The organism is Cellulosimicrobium cellulans, assembly GCF_042723955.1.
GTDB lineage: Bacteria > Actinomycetota > Actinomycetes > Actinomycetales > Cellulomonadaceae > Cellulosimicrobium > Cellulosimicrobium cellulans_H.
The window spans coordinates 24163-41765 of record NZ_JBHXIC010000018.1; the positions used below are offsets into that span (position 1 = coordinate 24163).

The window sequence follows — 17603 nt, forward strand, 5'->3', positions numbered from 1 at the left end:
TGTTTATACCCTACCGGCGGGCCCGGGCGGCCCCCCCCCCGGCCGGGCCCCCGCGCGGGGGGGCCCCCGGTGCGGGGTGGTGGGGGCCCGCCCGGCGCGGGCCACCTCTTCGTCTGCGCCGAAGGTAGCGGTGCACGACGCCCGTGTCACGGACCGCCTGAGAGGTCTTCGCCGCGGCGTGGGCGCGCGGCGGCTTGTGTGAACAGACCCGCACCGGGCGGACGCCGCATCGTCGTGACCGGCTCGGACCGTTGGCGCGCCGCCGCTCCCGTCCCGGCCCGACGCCGTCGCGCCCTACCCGGTGAGCGCTCACCCGCGCGGCGGTCCGCACGACCCGGAAACGCGCCGTTCACGGGCGGAAACGGAGAATTCACGGCGCCGACGCGCCGAGCGTCCGCCTGGTGGACGCCCTGCGGGAGCCAGCCGGTCGTCCGGCGCCGCCGCTGCGAACCGCGGGACGGCCACCACCACGGCCGCACCCGGGGGTGTAACGCACCGGCGAGCCCCGGACATGGGACGGTCGTCTACGTCTCCCGGTCGAGAGGACCCTGGATGCCTGCCCCTGACCGTCCGCCCGAGCGGACCCCGTCGGCCCTTCCGCCGGACGAGGACCGCGCTGCCCGGTTCACCGCCCTGTTCGAGGCCACGCACCGACCGCTGCTCGCCTACGCGGTGCGGCGCGTGGCCGACCCGTCCGATGCCGCAGACGTCGTCGCCGAGGCGTTCCTCGTCGCCTGGCGGCGCCTCGACGACGTCCCCGTCGGCGACGACGCGCGACCATGGATGTTCGGCGTCGCACGCCGCGTCCTCGCGAACCACCGCCGGGGCACGCGGCGTCGGCTCGCCCTCGCCGACAGGCTCCGCGCCGAGGTCGCGGAGGCGACCCCACCGCCGACCGGCGAGGTGAGCGACGTCGAGCGCGCGCTCGCGCGGCTCGGCCCCGACGACCAGGAGCTGCTGCGCCTGGTCGCGTGGGAGGAGCTCGCGCGGGACGAGATCGCCCTCGTGCTCGGCATCTCGCGGGCCGCCGTCCGGGTGCGCCTGCACCGGGCCCGCCGTCGGCTCGCCGAGCAGCTCGACGGACTCGTCGCGCCCGGCGCACCGACGTCCGCACCCCGGAGGAAACGGGACGACCCGACCGGACACGTGGTCAGCGGGTGGGGACGACCCCGCCCCGGAACCGAGGAGGCACGATGACGGACCCGATGATGCAGCTGCGCAGCGCGGACCCGGCCCGACGCGCGGGTCTCGGTGCCGTGGACGAGGCGGCGTTCGCCGCCCTGCGGGAGGAGATCCTCATGACCACGACGCTCGACCCCACGAACGCGGCCCCGGCCGCTCCGCCGTCGCGCCAGCGGCGGCTCGGACGCCGCGGCGCGGTAGCGCTCGGTCTGGCCACGGTGCTGGCGGGCGGCGGCGTCGCGTACGCGGCGATCCAGGCGTTCCGCGGCTCGTCGGGCGAGGGCGTCACCTGCGTCAGCGCCTGGAACCCGGACGTCGCCGAGGGGCTCGACGTCGACGCGGCCGGGCCCTGGCTCACCGGCGACCCGTACGCGGACTGCACCACGCTCCTCGCGGAACAGGGCCTGCCGCCGGTCGAGGACCCGGTGGCCTTCGCCTGGGACGGCCAGACGTACGTCGCCCCGGCCGACCAGGTGCCCGACGGCGTCGAACGGCTCGAGGGCCGCTCCGCGCTGGACACCGCCGTGGTCGAGCTGCAGCAGAGCGTGACCGACCGGGTCGACGGCGGGGCGAGCGTCTGCCGGACCGTCGCCGAGGGCCTCGCCTGGGCCGAGGAAGAGCTCGACCGGCTCGGGCTGGAGGACTGGACGGTCGGCGAGCACGGCGCGCTGCCGGAGGCGGCCGGCGGAGCGCAGGTGTGCGCCTCCGTGACGGTCGACGTCGGTGGGCACACGGTCACGGTCGGCGGTACGACCCACACGGACGGGATCCTGGAGGACCCGCTGGCCGCCGGGATCGTCGCCGCGCTGCAGCGCGGGATCACCGACCGGTGCGTCTCGCTCGACGAGGCCCGGGCCGTCGCCGACGAGGCCCTGACGGCGGTCGACGGCCCGTTCCCGACGACGAGCGTGCCCGACGAGAGGGTCACCTGCTCCCGTGTCGACCTGTTCGTCGGGGGCAGCTTCCAGGTGACCGTCTACGGGCCGACCTCCGCGGGCTGACCGGCGGACGTCGGCCTCACCGGACGGCCGGCGGTCCGGCCCGCGTCATGACGAGCTGCTCGTCGTGACGCGGGCGGGCCGTCACGGCAGCTGCGGCACGACCTCGCTCGCGATGAGGTCGAGGTGGTCGAGGTCGTGCAGGTCGAGCACCTGGAGGTAGAAGCGCGTCGCACCCTGCTCCGCGGCCGCGGCGATCTTGTCCGCGACCTCGCTCACGGTGCCCGCCAGGCCGTTGCGACGCACCTCGTCGGGCTCGCGCCCGATCGCGTCGGCGCGGCGGCGGAACTCCGCCTCGTCCTTGCCCACCGCGACGACGAACGCCGCCGAGTACACGAGGGAGTCGGGGTCGCGGTCGGCGTCGAGGCACGCGGCGCGCACGTTCTCGAACCGCTCGGGCAGCACGCCCGGGTCCGGGAACGCCGCGTTGAACTCGCTCGCGTAGCGGGCCGCGAGCGCCGGGGTGCGGCGCGGACCGTGGCCCCCCACGATCACGGGGACGCGTTCCTGCGCCGGCTTGGGCAGCGCCGGCGCGTCGGTGAGCGTGTAGTGCTCGCCGCCGAACGAGAACGTCTCGCCGACCGGCGTCTCCCACAGCCCCGTGATCACCGCGAGCTGCTCCTCGAGGATCCCGAACCGCTTCTCCGGGAACGGGATCCCGTACGCCTCGTGCTCGCGCGCGAACCAGCCCGCGCCGAGCCCGAGCTCCACGCGACCGCCCGACATCTGGTCGACCTGCGCGACCTGGATCGCCAGGACGCCCGGGTGGCGGAACGTCGCCGACGACACGAGCGTGCCGAGCCGGATGCGGCTCGTCTCCCGGGCCAGGCCCGCGAGCGTCGTCCACGCGTCGGTCGGGCCGGGCAGCCCGTCGCCGTCGCCCATGACGAGGTAGTGGTCGGAGCGGAAGAAGGCGTCGAACCCGAGGTCCTCGGTCGCCTTCGCGACCGCGAGGAGGTCGTCGTAGGAGGCGCCCTGCTGGGGCTCGGTGAAGATGCGCAGGTCGATCTGGGTCATGCCGTCACCCTGCCACACCGTGCGTCGGTCCAGCTCCCGCGAGGTAGAACCGCGGTCCTGCGAGGTAGAACTCTGGTCACGCGAGGTAGAACCCTGGTCATGACCAGGGCTTTCCCCCGGCGGACCAGGGTTCTCCCTCGGCGGGACGAGAGTTCGCTCGTTCAGTCCGCGAACGGGACGAGGTCGAGCTCCTGGAACTCCGCGACCTCGGGCACCCAACGGTCGGCGACGAAGCCGCGGTGGTCCGGGTGGGCGTCGTACGCGGCGTAGGCGGCGGCGTCGTCGAACACCATGGAGAACTGGAAGGTCAACGGGCTCTTGGCGCTCACCTGGCGCGAGACGGTGAAGTCCCGCACCCCCGGGATCACGGTGAGCGTGCGGCGCGCGGTGCCGAGGAACTCGGCCTCCTCGGCGCTGCCGGCGGGGTGGACGAGGCGGAAGGCGACGGTGTGCTGGATCACTCCACCACCCTAGGCTGACGACCATGCGCGTGAGCACCGTGATCCTGCCGATCTACCCGTGGCGTGAGGGCCGGGACGTGTGGCGGGCCGCCGACGACCTCGGGTTCCATGCCGCCTACACGTACGACCACCTGTCGTGGCGCACGTTCCGCGACGGGCCGTGGTTCGGCGCGGTCCCGACACTCGCCGCGGCGGCGGGCGTGACGGAACGCGTGCGCCTGGGCACCCTCGTGTCGTCGCCGAACTTCCGAGAACCGGTGACGTTCGCGAAGGACGTCATGACGCTCGACGACCTCTCGGGCGGGCGCGTCACCGTCGGCCTCGGCGCGGGCACGACGGGCTTCGACGCGACGGTCCTCGGTGGCGAGCCCTGGTCCGCGCGGGAGCGGGCCGACCGGCTGCGCGACTTCACGGTCCTGCTGGACCGGCTGCTCACCGAGCCCGCGGTGACGCACGACGAGGGCCACTACCGCGCGCACGAGGCGCGGACCATTCCGGGCCCGGTCCAGTCCCCGCGCGTGCCGTTCGCGATCGCCGCGACGGGCCCCCGCGGCCTGCGGCTCGCCGCGCGCTACGGCCAGGCGTGGGTGACGACGGGCGACGGCCGCCTGGGCGACGACGCGACCCCGGCGCAGTCGTGGGCGGCGGTCCGCGACCAGGTCCAGCGGCTCGAGGCCGCCTGCGCCGACGCCGAGCGGGACCCCGCGTCGGTCGAGCGGATCCTGCTCACCGGTTTCACGCCCGACCCCGCCCTGGAGTCGGTCGACGCGTTCGTCGAGACCGCGCACGGGTACGCGGAGGCCGGGATCACGGAGATCGTCGTCCACCGGCCCATCCCGGGGACGCAGTTCGCGGCCGACCAGCGCGTCTTCGAGCAGATCGCCACGGACGGCGCCGCGCAGGTCCGCGGTCTCTGAGCCGCCCGCACCTCCTCGGACACCGACCGCGACCGCCGCACCTCGCGCCGGAGGGAACCTGCCCCGGCCCCGCTGCGTGTAAGAGGTGGGAGCCCCGTGACACAGGTCGTGCAGAAGGGCTCACGGGACTGCGACGCGAGGAGGCGACGTGCGCAAGGCAACGGCGGGATGGTACGCGGACGCGCCGGGATCGGGCAGCGAGCGCTGGTACGACGGCGCGGCGTGGACCGACCGCACCCGCACCCGCCGCGCGTCCGACGACTCCGGAGTCTGGCGCAGGGTCCTCGGCGTGGGCTCGGTCGTCGTGCTCGTCGTCGCCGCGCCGCTCCTGCTCGCCGTGCTCGGCTGACGCCCCGCCCGCGACAAAAGACCCGTCAGCCGAGCGGCCCTAGCACCCGGTAGGTGACGTGCGTGACGAGCGACGCCGTGCGCACGGCGACGGTCTCGAGCGCGAGGGGCGGGACGCCGTCGAGCACGCGGTCGCCGTGCCCGAGGACCTGCGGCACGACGTGCAGGCGGAGCTCGTCGAGCAGGCCCGCCGCGAGCACCTGGTTGATGGTCGCGGCCCCGCCGGCGATCGCGACGTCGCGGTCCCCGGCCGCCTCCCGCGCCTGCGCGACGGCCGACTCGACGCCGTCGGTGACGAAGAGGAACGTCGTCCCGCCCTCCATGACGAGCGGCTCGCGCGGGTGGTGCGTCAGGACGAACACCGGCCCGTGGTACGGCGGCTCCGGTCCCCACCAGCCGCGCCAGTCGAGGTCCCACTCGCCGCGGCCGGGCGCGAACATGTTCCGCCCCATGACGAACGCCCCTGCCGCGACGATCGCGTCGAGCTCCGCGCGGTTCTCGTCGGCCGTCTCGAACATCCACCGGTGCAGGTCCACTCCCTCGCCGAACGGATGCTCCTGCGTCTGGTCGGGCCGGGACGAGAACCCGTCCACCGACACCGCCACGTCGCACGTCACGTTCCCCATGCCGCCCTCACCCTCCGCGGTCCGCGCGAGCCCGCGACAGCCGTCGTCCGTCGTCTCGGAACCTCCGACCGGACGCGCACCCGGAACTCATCGCCGGTCCGGGAGCCGGCTGCAAGGACGACGCCGGACCCGACACAGTCCCGGTGAGAAGCTGACCTGACGACGAGGAGACACCCGTGCCACGACGGCGGCCGGTGGCGGCAGCGATCCTCACCTCGACGATCCTCTGCGCAGCGGCGTGCGCGCAGGTCGAGGTCCCCGACGGTGCGACGACGCCTCTGCCGCCCGCAGGCACGTTCGGACGGGAGCGGCCCGACCAGGCGCCCCGCGCCGACGGCTCGGCAGGTGCGTCCGACGCGATCTACGACCGGCACGGCGCCGACCCGAGGTTCGGGACCCTCGCGCTCGCCGAGGGTGGCGCCGGCCTGGTCCTGTACTGGCACGGCGAGCCACCCGACGACCTGGCCGAGCTCGCCGGTGACACATCCGTCGAGGTCGTGCAGACGCCCTACCTCCCGGCCGACCTGCGTGCTGCCGTGCTCGCCCTGTTCGAGTCGGGGACGGCGCACGGTCCCGTGACGACGGGCGGCCCGAGCGTCGACGGGAGCGGCATCGAGATCGGGATCGGGAAGGAGCTCACGTCCTCGCAGGAGGAGCAGCTCGGCGCAACCCTGCGCGACGAGGTGGGCGTCCCCGTCGTCGTCGAGAGCGGGGTTCGCGTCTCGCCGGCCGGCTGACCAGGGTTCTACCTCACGCGACCAGGGTTCTACCTCACGCGACCAGGGTTCTACCTCGCGCGACCAGGGTTCTACCTCGCGCGACCAGGGTTCTACCTCGGGGTCGCTGCCTCCTCGGTCGCGATGCGCAGGGCGGCGACGAGCTCGCGGTAGAGCTCGTCGGTCGCGAGGAGCTCGGCGTGCGTGCCGCGGGCGCGGACGCGACCGTCCTCCATGACGAGGATGAGGTCGGCGTCGATCACGGTGGACAGCCGGTGCGCGATGGTCACGACCGCGCGGTCGCGGGCGAGGTCCTCGATGACGGCGTGCACGGCGGCCTCGGTGAGCCCGTCGACCTGGGCCGTCGCCTCGTCGAGGAGCAGCACGTCGGGCGCGTGCAGGACGGCGCGCGCGAGGGCGACGCGCTGACGCTCGCCGCCCGAGACGGTCGTCCCGACGAGGGACGTGTCGAGCGCGTCGGCGAGCGAGCGCACCTTGGCCTCGAGCCGGACCTTCGCGAGCGCGGCCCACATCGCCTCGTCGGTCGCATCGGGGTCGGAGAGCCGGAGGTTCTCGCGGATCGTCCCCGGAACGACGGGCGTCTCCTGCTCGACGTAGGCGAACCGGCGCCGGACGTCGTCGAACGTGAGGTCGTCGTACGGCACCCCGTCGAGGAGGATCTGCCCCGACTCGGGCTGGAGGAATCGCAGCAGGAGCGAGAACGTCGTGGTCTTGCCCGCACCGGACGGCCCGACGATCGCGACCTGCCCGCGGTGCGGCACGTCGAGGTCGAGGTCGCGGACCACGGGCTCGCCGCCCGGCAGATAGCGCGCCGTGACGCCGCGCAGGGAGAGTCGCGGCGTCTCGGCCGCGGTCCGGCCGGTGCCCGACGCCGCACCCGCCACCGCCGGCCGGCCTGCCTCCGCGCGGGCCGGGTCGAGCGTCGCCGAGCCCGCCCGGACCGGCCGGGCCACGTCGTCGACCTCCTCCGGCTCGATCGCCTGGACCTCGCTGATGCGTCCCGCGGCGGCGATGCCCGCCTGGAGCTGCGTGACGTTCATCGTCAGGCCGGTGACGGGCTCGACGATCTGGAACGCGTAGAGGAGGAACGCGACGAGGCTCGACACCGCGAGCAGCCCCTCGTCGACACGCCACGCCCCGAGCGCGAGGATGACGATGATCGCGAGCTGGATGCCGCCGCCGGCGATGCTCCACGCGACCGCCTCGGTGCGCACGGCCCGGACGCTGTGCCGCGCGGAGGCCTGGGCGTCGTCGAGCACGCGGTCGATCTGGCGGCCCTCGGCACGGCTCGCCTTGATGGTGCGGATCGCCCGGAGCCCTCCCTCGAGCGTCCCGCCGAGGCTGCCGAGCGACTCCTGCGCCTTCTCCTGCGCCTTGGCGATGCGCGGCATGAGCGCCCCGACGAGCACGCCGATGACCACGATCGCGCCGAGCGTCGTGCCGAGCAGCACGATGTCGAGCACGCCCATGAGGACGACCGTCCCGACGAGCGACACCGCGAGGTTGACGAGGTTCACGAGGCTCGACGACGCGGCCTCGCGCAGCAGCACGGTGTCGGACGTGACGCGCGTGACGAGCTCGCCCGTCGGGCGGCCGGTGAGCGCGCCGATCCGCGCGCGGAAGTAGCGCCGCACCATGGAGGACCGCGCGTCGAGGACCACCCGCTCCGCGAGCGTGCCGAGCAGGATCCACTGCCACAGGCCGAGCACGAGGCCGACGACGAGCAGCCCGACCAGCGTGAGCACGGCCGGGGTGAGCGACGCCCCCGTCCCGAGGGTGTCCAGGACCCACTTGGTCACCATCGGGGTCGCGAGCGCCGCGGCCGTGGTGCCGAGACCGAGCACGAGTCCGAGCAGGAGCGTGCGGCGGTGCGGTCGGACGAACTCCCAGAGCACCTTGAGCCGCGGGAGGAACGGGCCCTTCGGAGCATCTGTCGTGGCGGGCGTCGTGGTCGGCGAGCCGGGGGCGTCGGTCGTGGACATAGCGTCAACCATGGTTGACATCCTCTCTCGTGTCAACTGTGGTTGACGCGCAGATGGATCCGGGGAGCGGAACTGGCTTGGCCACTAGTGGAACACGCATGTTCCACTAGTGGCAAGAGGTGTTCCGCGCTTCAGAGGGCTATCGTGGGCCGCGTGACGGCACGAACCAGCGCGCGGGACGCCACCACCGCGCCGGCCCCCGCAGCGGTGCACGACGGCGTGCCCGCGGAGAGCGGAACCCGCGCCCGCACGCGGCGCGCGATCCTCGACGCCGCGGTCGCCGTGCTCAGCACGGACAAGTCCGCGTCGCTCGCCGACGTCGCTCAGTCCGCGCAGGTCGGGCGGACGACGCTCCACCGGTATTTCCCCGAGCGCGCCGACCTCGTCGAGGCGATCGGTGCCGAGGCCGTCGAGCGCACGCGCGCCGCGATCGTGGCGGCCCGACTCGATGACGGCCGCCCCGCCGCGGCCCTGCGTCGCCTCGCCTTCGAGTACTTCGACCTCGGCCCCTGGTACATGGTCCTGTTCAACGAGATGTCGGACGGCGAGGCGGAGTTCTGGGCGGAGGCCGAGGAGGCCGAGGAACCCGTCCGGGAGCTGCTGCGCCGCGGGCAGGAGAGCGGCGCCGTCGACGACCAGCTCAGCGTCTCGTGGATCGTCCGCACCCTCTGGTGGGTGTTGTTCAACGCCTGGTCCATGGCCGGCGACGGCGAGATCTCGCGCGCCGACGCGCTGCGCATGGCAGTCCGCAGTATCGAGGGCATCACGCTCGCCCGCGAGGCGCGCCCGTGAGCACCGCCCCGGGCCCGGCCCCGCGGCCCGGCGTCGGCGAGCGCCTGCGGCGCTGGTGGCAGCGGGCCGACGAGGTGCGCACGGGCGTGCGCTGGGCGAGCGTCGCGACCGTCTTCGGCGGGATCGCCGTCGCGCTCGTCTGCCTCGTGCTCGTGCTGCGCGGCCGCGTCTGGGCGTGGTTCCCGCTCCTCGTCGCCGCCGCCGTCGCGCTCCGCGAGGTCCGCTACCTCCAGCGCGCCGCCCGCGGCGGCCGACCTCGCTACCACGAGAACGCGCCTCGCTGAGTCCGCCCTCGCCGTCGCCCGCGCGGGCCACGGGGAGGCACCGCTCGTCATCCGGAGGTCGCACCCCGGTGGACCGCAGGATCCACCGGACGACCGACGCGCCCGAGGCTGCTCGGCGGGCAGACTGGCGGCACGGCGTCGGGCAGCGGCGCCGGAGACCTCCGGAGGCGCACCGTGACGACCCCCACCCCCGCCCGGGACGCCGCGTTCCCCGACCACGACCCGTCCCCCGAAGGGGCTGCCCGCGCGGCCGCGCGCGGCCTGCGCTTCACCGCGCGCCGTGGTCGCGGTGCCCGACGACGCGGGCTCGGGTCCGCGCCGCGCCCGGCCGTCCCGCCGGTCGAGCGGGCGAACGGCTGGCTCGTCGCGGTGGCCGTCGTGGCCGGCGCGGTGCTGTTCTCGGTGCTCGCGATGAACGCGTTCCTCGGCGGCTGAGGATCTCCGCTCAGCCCTGACCGGCCGCCGCGGGCGAGCCCTCGACCGCCGCACCCGTGTCCGCGGCCACCGCGCGACGCTTCGGCGCGAGCCCGCGTGCGACGCCCGCGCGCTCGAGGCGACGGGCGAGCAGCAGGCCCGCCCACGTCCCCACGAGCGAGCTCGCCATCATGAGCGCCACGATGAGCACCTGCACGACCGGCGCCATGGAGGCCGCGTCGAAGGCCACGAACGCCGACCAGGTGTACAGCGCGGAGAAGACGAACGTCGCGACGTAGAACAGCCACGGCGCCCACACGCGGTAGAGCGTGACGAGGAACGCGACCTCGAGCGCCGCGCCCACCATGAGGCACGTGAGGATCGACGACGCCCCGAGCGGCGACGCGGAGCTGATGACGCCCGCGACGAGCATGGTGAGCACCGCGGCGCCGGGGCGCCGCACGAGGGCGAGCGCGAGCACGGGCCCGACGATCCACAGGCCGAGCATCGCGGAGTAGAGCACGGGCACGGTCGAGGCGAGCGCGGCGGCGACGAAGTTCGCCGGCACGAGCAGCACGCCCGTCGCGGCGCCGATCGCCGCGCACGTCATGAGGTAACGCGTCGTGAGGGACTGACGGCGGGTGGTGCTGGGCATCGTGGGCTCCGTGGCGTCGAGGGTCTGGGCCGGTACGGGGAGGCGGGTGGTGGGGTGGCGGTCAGCGGGTCAGCGCGGGCTCCACGACGAGCGTGATGCCCGCCGCGACGCCCCACGTCGCGAGGAGGAAGACGACGTCGCGCACGCGGAACGGCACGAGGACGCGCTCGGTGCGGGTCGGGTGCGCGCCGAACCCGCGCGCCTCCATGGCGAGCGACACACGCTCGCCGTGGCGGATGCCGCCCGCGAGGAGCGGGACGGCGTAACCGAGCCGGCGCCGGGCGGCCGCGACGGGCCCCCGCCCGTGGTCGACGCCCCGCACGCGGTGCGCCGCGCGGATCATCTCGAGCTCGTGCCCGAAGCGCGGCACGAACCGCAGCGCGGCGAGCGCGGCGTACCCGACCCGGTACGGCACGCGCAGCTGCTGGACCAGGGCGCGGACGACGTCCTGCCCGGTCGTCGACAGCCCGCCGACGAGCACGAGCAGCAGGAGCGCGCACGTGCGCAGGCTCGTCGCGAGGCCGGTCTCCAGGGCGCCGGACCACAGGTGGAACGGACCGACGGTCGCGAGCAGCGTCGTGCCGTCGACGTCGCGCGGGTCGGTGAGCACGCCGAACGACACCGTCATGACGGCGGCGAGCGCGGGCAGGCCGAGCAGCAGGACCGCGACGACGCGGCGGGGCGGCCGGACCATGACGAGGATGACGAGGAGCGCCGCGAGCCCGACGAGCGCCGGGGTCAGCAGGTCGCGGGTCGTGAACACCCACACGACCACGGGCAGCGGGCCGAACGCCGTGACGAGCGGGTCGTAGGTGTGCAGGTCCCACGCCGGTCCGGCGAACCGGCCGAGGCGCGCGTCGCCCGGCGTCGTGCGCGCGGACCGGGCGTCGAGCGTGCCCGCGGTCATGCGTTCACCCCTGCGGGGACGCGCGCGACGGGCAGGTCCGCGAGTCGCGCGACGCGCTGCCACGCGGGGTCGGCCAGGTCGCGGGTCGCGCGCGCGAGCGGAGGCGTGCGCAGACCGGCGCGGCGCAGCGCGGCCTCGTCGGACAGGACGTCGCCCGGGGGTCCGTCGGCGACGACGCTCCCGCCCGCGAGCGCCACGACGCGCGTCGCGTGCTCCGCGACGAGCTGCATGTCGTGGCTCACGACGACGACCGCCGTCCCGCCACGGTGCAGGTCGGTGAGCAGGTCGAGCAGCTCGGCGGCGCGCTCGCGGTCCTGCCCGTACGTCGGCTCGTCGAGGACGAGGACGTCGGGGCGGCACACGATCGCGGTCCCCACCGACAGGCGCCGCTTCTGCCCGCCGGACAGGAGGAACGGGTGCCGGTCGCGCAGGTCGGCGAGACCGAACCGGCGCAGCACGTCCTCGACGCGCGCCGCGACCTCGTCCTCGGGCACGCCGCGCACGCGCAGGCCGAGCGCGAGCTCGTCGTCGACGCGGGACGTGACGAGCTGGTGCTCGGGGTTCTGGAAGACGAACCCGACGTGCCGGGAGAGCTCACGCGGGTCGGCGCGGGTCGGGTCGAGGCCCGTCACGGTCACACGGCCGTCGAGCGTCCCGCGGCGCGGCCGCAGCACGCCCGCGGCGAGCTGCGCGAGCGTCGTCTTGCCCGCGCCGTTGGCGCCGACGACGGCGACGAGCTCGCCCGGTGCGACCGCGAGCGACACGTCGCGCAGCACGGTCGTCGCGCCGCGCCCGCGGCGGTCGCCGCGTCGCAGCGTCACACGGTCGACGACGAGCACCGGCTCGGTCCCAGCGGGCCCGGGCTCGCGAGGCCTCGGGGGCGCGTCGGGCAGGCGTGGCACCGCCGCCAGGGCGGCCCCCAGCTCGTCCGGGGTGAGCGGCACGGGGTCGAGGTGCACTCCCGCGGCGCGGAGCCGCAGCGCCGCGAGCGTCGCGGTGGGCAGCCAGACCCCGAGCGCCGCGAGCTCCTCGGCCCGCTCGCCCAGCACGGCGCGGACGGGGCCGTCGTGCGCGAGCCTCCCGGCGCCGTCGAGCACGACGACGCGGTCGACGAGGGACACCGCGGCGTCGAGGTCGTGCTCGACGAGCAGCACCGCGCGGTCGCCGCGCGCCACGACGTCGCGCAGCACCGCGTAGACCTCCGCGGTGCCCTGAGGGTCGAGGTTGGCCGTGGGCTCGTCGAGCACGAGGAGCGGGGACCCGAGGGCGAGCGCGCACGCGATCGCGAGCCGCTGGCGGCCGCCGCCCGAGAGCACGGCGGGGTCGTCGTCGCGGCGCTCCCACAGGCCTACCCGGCGCAGCGCGTCCTCGCCGCGGGCGAGCACGTCGTCCACGGGCAGGCGCAGGTTCTCGGGCCCGAAGCACACCTCGTCGAGCAGCGTGCCCGTGACCACCTGGGCGTCGGGGTCCTGGAAGACCATCGCGACGTCGCGCGACAGCTCGGGCGGCGTGGTCTCGGCCGTCGACCGGCCGCGCACGCGGACCGCCCCGGTCAGGTCCGCCCCGACGACGTGCGGGACGAGCCCGTTCGTCGCGAGCGCGAGCGTCGACTTGCCGCAGCCCGACGGCCCGAGCAGGAGCACCGCCTCGCCCGGGCGCACGTCGAACGTGACGCCGTCCGGTGTCGGGCGCCCGGCCACGCGCGGCGCGGGGTCCGCGCCGGGTCCCGCGGGGTCGTGCTCGTGGTACCGGACGCTCACGCCCCGTACCGCGAGCAGCGGCTGCGGGGTGCCGTTCGACGTCTCGTCCGCGATCACGCGGCTCAGGATAGGCGAACCTAAGCCGCGTGACGAGACCCCGCTCGCGACGGGGGACGACGCGCGTGGTCAGAGCCGCGGGTCGACCGGTTCCGACTCCAGCGCGAGGACGGCGAACACCGGCTCGTGGACGCGCCACGTCGGCTCGCCGCGCGCGACCCGGTCGAGCGCCTCGAGGCCGAGCGCGTACTCACGCAGCGCGAGCGAGCGCTTGCGTCCCAGCGACCGCTCGCGCAACCGTCCGAGGTGGCGCTCCTCCGTGTACTCGGGGCCGTAGATGATGCGCAGGTACTCCCGGCCGCGGACCTTGAGGCCCGGCTGGACGAGCCCGCCGCCCTTCCCGGACCCGCCCCGCCGCCGCACGAGGTTGGCCAGCGGCTTGACCACCATGCCTTCTCCCCCGGCCGCCGTGAGCTCCTCCCACCACGCCGTCCCCACGGCGCGGGGCGGGGGCTGTGGCGGTAGGAGCGCCACCCCACCGCGCGCGGGCGCCGCGCCCCGCGCGGGGGGGCCGCGCCCCCCCCCCCCGCCCCCCCCGACCCCAGCCCGCGCACGCGCTCCACGCCTTAAACCACTACCACCCGCCGCGTCGCGCGGAACAGCACCGGGTCGGCGGCCACGAGCCCATCCGCGACGTCGAGGTGCCACAGGTGGTCGCGCTCGGCGTACGTCGTCCCGGCCGCCTCCGCGGACCCGGGTCGCGCGGACGTCCCGCTCGCGAGCACCTGGAACGGCGCGACCTGCACACCGCGCAGCGGATCGGCCGAGCCCTCGTCGGCACCGCCGGCGCCGGCGGCTCCCGTGTCCCAGCGGTAGCGCCGGTAGGACTCGACGAACAGCTCGGCGTCGGTCGCGCGCCGCGCCGTCCGGCGGCGGAGCTCTCCCACGTCCACGCCGCGCGCCTCCGCGGCGCCGAGGGCCGCGAGCGCCGACGGCATGACGGCCCGCGCGGCCGCCCCGACGCTCGCGTACTGGTCGCGCAGGAGCTGGTCGGCCTTGAGGGACCACGGGAGCACCTCGGCGTCGAGCAGCACCCAGTCGGCGCCGAGCGCGCCCCACGTCCCAGCCGCAGTGAGGGCCGCGGCGACGCGCCCGAGCAGCAACGCCGTCGTCGGCTCGTCGAGGAACGACCGCCCCGTGCGCGTGTGCACCGCGCCGGGCGCCTCGATCCCGAACCGCTCCGCGACGACGCGCGAGCCGTCCGGCCCCGAGTCGCGCGCGACGAGGAGGACCGCGCGCGAGCCCATGTGCTTCTCCTCGCACACGACCCGGTCGACGCCGTCGCGCGCGTACGCGGCGAACGCACCGTCGGGGTGCTCGAGCAGGCCGGGCAGGGTCGAGGTCGCGACCGGGCTCATGGTCGGCGGCAGGTACAGCAGCAGGCGCGGGTCGACGGCGAACCGGCTCATGACCTCGAGAGCGCCCGCCGCCTGCTCCTCGCCGACGGTCACGCGCCCGTTCGTCGAGGTCTCGACGACGCGTCGCCCGAGCACGTCGGACACGGAGAGCAGGTCGGGCTCGCGCGCGGCCGCTCCGGCGTCCGCGGTGCCGTCGGGCAGGAACGGGCGCGCGGGCGCGTAGTACTCGCGCGCGGCCGGGACCTGCACGACCTCCTTCTCGGGGTAGCGCAGCGCGGAGAGCTTCCCGCCGAACACGCACCCCGTGTCGAGGCACATCGTGTTGTTGACCCACTCCGCCTCGGGCGTCGGCGTGTGCCCGTAGAGGACCATCGCGCTACCGCGGTAGTCGTCGGCCCACGGGTAGCGCACGGGCAGCCCGAACTCGTCGGTCTCGCCCGTGGTGTCGCCGTAGAGCGCGAAGCTCCGCACGCGGCCCGACGCCCGGCCCTGGTAGGACTCCTTGAGTCCCGCGTGCGCGACGACGAGGCGACCCTCGTCGAGCACGAGGTGGGACACGAGGTCGCGGCAGAACGACTCGACCTCGCGCCGGAACTCCTCGGGCTCCTCGGCGAGCTGGGCGAGCGTCGTCTCGAGGCCGTGGGAGACCTTCACGTCGCGCCCGCCGAGCGCGCGCACGAGCTTGTGCTCGTGGTTGCCCGGCACCGCGAGCGCGTGCCCCGCGCGGACCATGCCCATCACGAGGCGTAGCACGCCCGGGGAGTCGGGGCCGCGGTCCACGAGGTCGCCGAGGAAGATCGCACGCCGCCCCTCGGGGTGCGCGGCGTCGACGGGCCGGCCCGCGTCGTCGCGCACGACGGCGTACCCCAGCTCGCCGAGCAGGGTCACCAGCTCGTCGAGGCAGCCGTGCACGTCACCGATCGCGTCGAACAGGCCGTGCTCGCCGCGGCGGTCGGTGAGCAGCGGCGTGCGCACGATGCGCGCCGCCGCGACCTCCCGCTCCCCGCGCAGCACGTGCACGGTGCGGAACCCCTCGCGCTGCAGGCTCTTGAGCGACGACCGCAGCGCCGCGCGCTGCCGCGTCACCACGTGCGCGCCGAACCCGCGGTCCGCACGCGCCGCGTTGCGCTCGACCGCGACCTTCTCCGGCACGTCGAGGACGATCACCACGGGCAGCACGTCGTGGGCGCGCGCGAGGGCGACGAGGGACTTGCGCGCCTCGCGCTGCACGTTCGTCGCGTCGACGACGGTGAGCAGGTTCGCCTCGAGGCGCTTGGACACGATCGTCTCCAGCACCTCGAACGCGGCCTTGGTCGCCGCCTGGTCGTTCTCGTCGTTCGACACGAGCCCGCGGCACACGTCGGACGACACCGTCTCGTACCGGCCGAAGTGCTCACGCGCGAACGTCGACTTCCCGGATCCGGAGACGCCGACGAGCACCACGAGGCTCGTCGCGGGGACGCGCAGCTCGAGGGTCGTCGTCGCCTGCTCGGCCGCCTGCTCGGCCGCCTGCTCGGTGGACTGCTCGGTCGTGGGCTCGCTCATCGCGCCTCCCCTCCGTCGTCCGTGCCGGGTGCTGCGGCGTCCGACGCGCCGTGCGCGGCGATCGCGTCGGGTACGAGCGTGAGCACCACCATCTGCGTGGGCGCCCCGACGTCCGGGGCGAGGGGGCCGACGTCGCGGTGCTCGACCACGTACCCGTACCGCTCCGCGGCGGTGCCCGCCCACGCGCGCAGCTCGGCGCGCGTCCACTCGAACCGGTGGTCGGGGTGCCGCACCCGGCTCCCGCCCGGTCCGTCGAGGAGGTTCGGGTAGTGCACGTTGTACTCGGCGTTGGGCGTCGTCACGACGAGGACGCGAGGACGCGCGTGCCCCAGCACCGCGTGCGCCAGCGCGTCGAGGCGCGACGGGTCGACGTGCTCGACGACCTCCATGAGCACCGCGGCGTCGAACCCCGTGACCCGGTCGTCGGTGTAGGTGAGGGACGACTGGAGCAGGCGCACTCGCTCGCGCTCGGCGTCGCTCGCGTCGTGCAGGCGCAGCCGCGCGGCGGCGCGCTCGAGCTCGCGCGCCGAGACGTCGGTGCCGAGGACACGCGTGAACGTCCGGTCCGCGGCGAGACGACGCAGGAGCGCGCCCTCCCCGCACCCGAGGTCGACGACGGTCCGCGCGCCGACCTCGTGGAGCACCCCGAGCACCGCGTCCGCGCGCTGCCGGGCGAGCGGCGGCTCCGGCGCGGCGTCAGCCCCGGGTGAGACCCCGTCGTCGGACACGATCCCGCCGGGCGAGACCTCGCCGGCGGGCCAGCGTCCGCCGTCGGGCTCGACCACGTCCGCGGGCGCGGCGCCGTCGAGCGCGGCGAGGCGCGCCGTCGCGTCCTCGACGTACCGGCGCTGGTGCGCGAGGTAGCGGCGCAGGATCTGCGCACGCTCCGGGTGGTCGGCGAGCCAGCCGCCGCCCGCGCGCACGAGCTTGTCCACCTCGTCCGTCGAGACCCAGTAGTGCTTCGCGTCGTCGAGCACGGGCAGCAGCACGTAGAGCTGCGCGAGCGCGTCGGCGAGCCGCTGCGCGCCGCGCAGGCGCAGGTCCACGTAGCGCGAGGTGCCCCATGCGGGGACGGTCGGGTCGAGCGGCTCCGCGGTCGCGGTCACGTGCCAGCCCAGCGGCTCGAAGAGCCGGCGCGCCAGGTCGGCACCGCCGCGGCAGGGCAGCGACGGGACGTGCACCTCCAGCGGAAGCTCGACGTCGGGAAGCTCCGGGCGCGCGTCGCACCGGCCCGCCATCGCCGTCGCGAACACCTTGCCCAGCGCGACCGCGACCATCGACGACGCCGCGTACGGGCGGTCGTTGACGTACTGCGCGAGCGCGAAGGCGTCACCGCCGCCGAAGCGCTTGTTCCGCACGATCCCCACCGGGTCCACCTCGAGCAGCAGCGCGACCTCGCACCGCTCCGCCGTCGCCTCGGGGTAGAACACGTGCGCGCGGCCCACGGGCAGGTCGAACACCTGGGCGCGGTCCGGGTGCTTGTGCAGCAGGAACCCGAGGTCGGTGGCGTCGTCGAGCGTCCCCGGGGACGCCGTCGCGGCGAGGGTCACGAGCATGGCCGCC

16 protein-coding genes and 1 pseudogene are annotated in these 17603 nt (G+C 75.4%); 8 read left to right on the top strand and 9 right to left on the bottom strand.

Annotation, left to right across the window (positions count from 1 at the left end; all coding sequences use genetic code 11):
* The first annotated feature begins 552 nt into the window (after positions 1-552).
* The gene (locus ACFWH7_RS07270; protein ID WP_378215804.1) at positions 553-1197 is read left to right on the top strand and encodes an RNA polymerase sigma factor; all 645 of its coding nucleotides are present in this window, start codon (positions 553-555) and stop codon (positions 1195-1197) included.
* A complete protein-coding gene (locus ACFWH7_RS07275; protein WP_378215805.1) occupies positions 1194-2183 on the top strand; it encodes a hypothetical protein in 990 nt (329 codons plus the stop codon). The genes ACFWH7_RS07270 and ACFWH7_RS07275 overlap by 4 nt, the downstream gene beginning before the upstream one ends.
* A gap of 81 nt (positions 2184-2264) precedes the next feature.
* On the opposite strand, the gene ACFWH7_RS07280 is transcribed toward ACFWH7_RS07275, so the two are convergent.
* Together ACFWH7_RS07280 and ACFWH7_RS07285 are read right to left on the bottom strand one after the other, a co-directional pair.
* A complete protein-coding gene (locus ACFWH7_RS07280; protein WP_378215846.1) occupies positions 2265-3188 on the bottom strand; it encodes an LLM class F420-dependent oxidoreductase in 924 nt (307 codons plus the stop codon).
* Between the two features lie 170 nt (positions 3189-3358).
* Positions 3359-3658 carry a Dabb family protein gene (locus tag ACFWH7_RS07285; protein WP_378215806.1) on the bottom strand — a complete coding sequence of 100 codons (300 nt, stop codon included), beginning with the start codon at positions 3656-3658 and terminating at the stop codon, positions 3359-3361.
* Between the two features lie 23 nt (positions 3659-3681).
* On the opposite strand from ACFWH7_RS07285, the gene ACFWH7_RS07290 reads away from it, so the two are divergent.
* Together ACFWH7_RS07290 and ACFWH7_RS07295 are read left to right on the top strand one after the other, a co-directional pair.
* The gene (locus tag ACFWH7_RS07290) at positions 3682-4575 is read left to right on the top strand and encodes an LLM class flavin-dependent oxidoreductase (RefSeq protein WP_378215807.1); all 894 of its coding nucleotides are present in this window, start codon (positions 3682-3684) and stop codon (positions 4573-4575) included.
* Between the two features lie 148 nt (positions 4576-4723).
* Complete coding sequence (locus ACFWH7_RS07295) at positions 4724-4924, top strand: DUF2510 domain-containing protein (protein WP_378215808.1); 201 nt, start codon at positions 4724-4726, stop codon at positions 4922-4924.
* Positions 4925-4949: 25 nt separating this feature from the next.
* On the opposite strand, the gene ACFWH7_RS07300 is transcribed toward ACFWH7_RS07295, so the two are convergent.
* Positions 4950-5549, bottom strand: coding sequence for a dihydrofolate reductase family protein (locus ACFWH7_RS07300; RefSeq protein ID WP_378215809.1), 600 nt, complete (start codon positions 5547-5549; stop codon positions 4950-4952).
* A gap of 176 nt (positions 5550-5725) precedes the next feature.
* On the opposite strand from ACFWH7_RS07300, the gene ACFWH7_RS07305 reads away from it, so the two are divergent.
* Positions 5726-6286, top strand: a complete 561-nt coding sequence (locus ACFWH7_RS07305; protein ID WP_378215810.1) for a hypothetical protein — start codon at positions 5726-5728, stop codon at positions 6284-6286.
* 92 nt (positions 6287-6378) lie between these two features.
* Here ACFWH7_RS07305 and ACFWH7_RS07310 read toward each other — a convergent pair whose 3' ends face one another.
* Complete coding sequence (locus ACFWH7_RS07310) at positions 6379-8268, bottom strand: ABC transporter ATP-binding protein (RefSeq protein ID WP_378215811.1); 1890 nt, start codon at positions 8266-8268, stop codon at positions 6379-6381.
* A 153-nt stretch (positions 8269-8421) separates the two neighbouring features.
* Here ACFWH7_RS07310 and ACFWH7_RS07315 point away from each other — a divergent pair, with 153 nt between their 5' ends.
* From ACFWH7_RS07315 to ACFWH7_RS07325, 3 genes are all read left to right on the top strand, one after another.
* Positions 8422-9060: a TetR/AcrR family transcriptional regulator gene (locus ACFWH7_RS07315; RefSeq protein ID WP_378215812.1), complete on the top strand. Its 639-nt coding sequence runs from the start codon at positions 8422-8424 to the stop codon at positions 9058-9060.
* On the top strand, positions 9057-9344 hold the full coding sequence (locus ACFWH7_RS07320; RefSeq protein ID WP_378215813.1) for a hypothetical protein: 288 nt from the start codon (positions 9057-9059) through the stop codon (positions 9342-9344). Before ACFWH7_RS07315 ends, ACFWH7_RS07320 begins: the two co-directional genes overlap by 4 nt.
* Positions 9345-9518: 174 nt before the next feature.
* Positions 9519-9779: a hypothetical protein gene (locus ACFWH7_RS07325; RefSeq protein ID WP_378215814.1), complete on the top strand. Its 261-nt coding sequence runs from the start codon at positions 9519-9521 to the stop codon at positions 9777-9779.
* 10 nt (positions 9780-9789) lie between these two features.
* On the opposite strand, the gene ACFWH7_RS07330 is transcribed toward ACFWH7_RS07325, so the two are convergent.
* From ACFWH7_RS07330 to ACFWH7_RS07350, 5 genes and pseudogenes are all read right to left on the bottom strand, one after another.
* Entirely contained in the window at positions 9790-10413 is a 624-nt protein-coding gene (locus ACFWH7_RS07330) for an ECF transporter S component (protein ID WP_378215815.1), read from the bottom strand.
* Between the two features lie 61 nt (positions 10414-10474).
* Positions 10475-11320, bottom strand: a complete 846-nt coding sequence (locus ACFWH7_RS07335) for an energy-coupling factor transporter transmembrane component T (protein ID WP_378215816.1) — start codon at positions 11318-11320, stop codon at positions 10475-10477.
* On the bottom strand, positions 11317-13137 hold the full coding sequence (locus ACFWH7_RS07340) for an ABC transporter ATP-binding protein (protein WP_378215817.1): 1821 nt from the start codon (positions 13135-13137) through the stop codon (positions 11317-11319). The genes ACFWH7_RS07335 and ACFWH7_RS07340 overlap by 4 nt, the downstream gene beginning before the upstream one ends.
* A 69-nt stretch (positions 13138-13206) precedes the next feature.
* Positions 13207-16040 (bottom strand): annotated as a pseudogene (locus ACFWH7_RS07345) (polynucleotide kinase-phosphatase).
* Complete coding sequence (locus tag ACFWH7_RS07350; protein ID WP_378215818.1) at positions 16037-17596, bottom strand: 3' terminal RNA ribose 2'-O-methyltransferase Hen1; 1560 nt, start codon at positions 17594-17596, stop codon at positions 16037-16039. The pseudogene ACFWH7_RS07345 and the gene ACFWH7_RS07350 overlap by 4 nt, the downstream one beginning before the upstream one ends.
* Positions 17597-17603 lie beyond the last annotated feature (7 nt).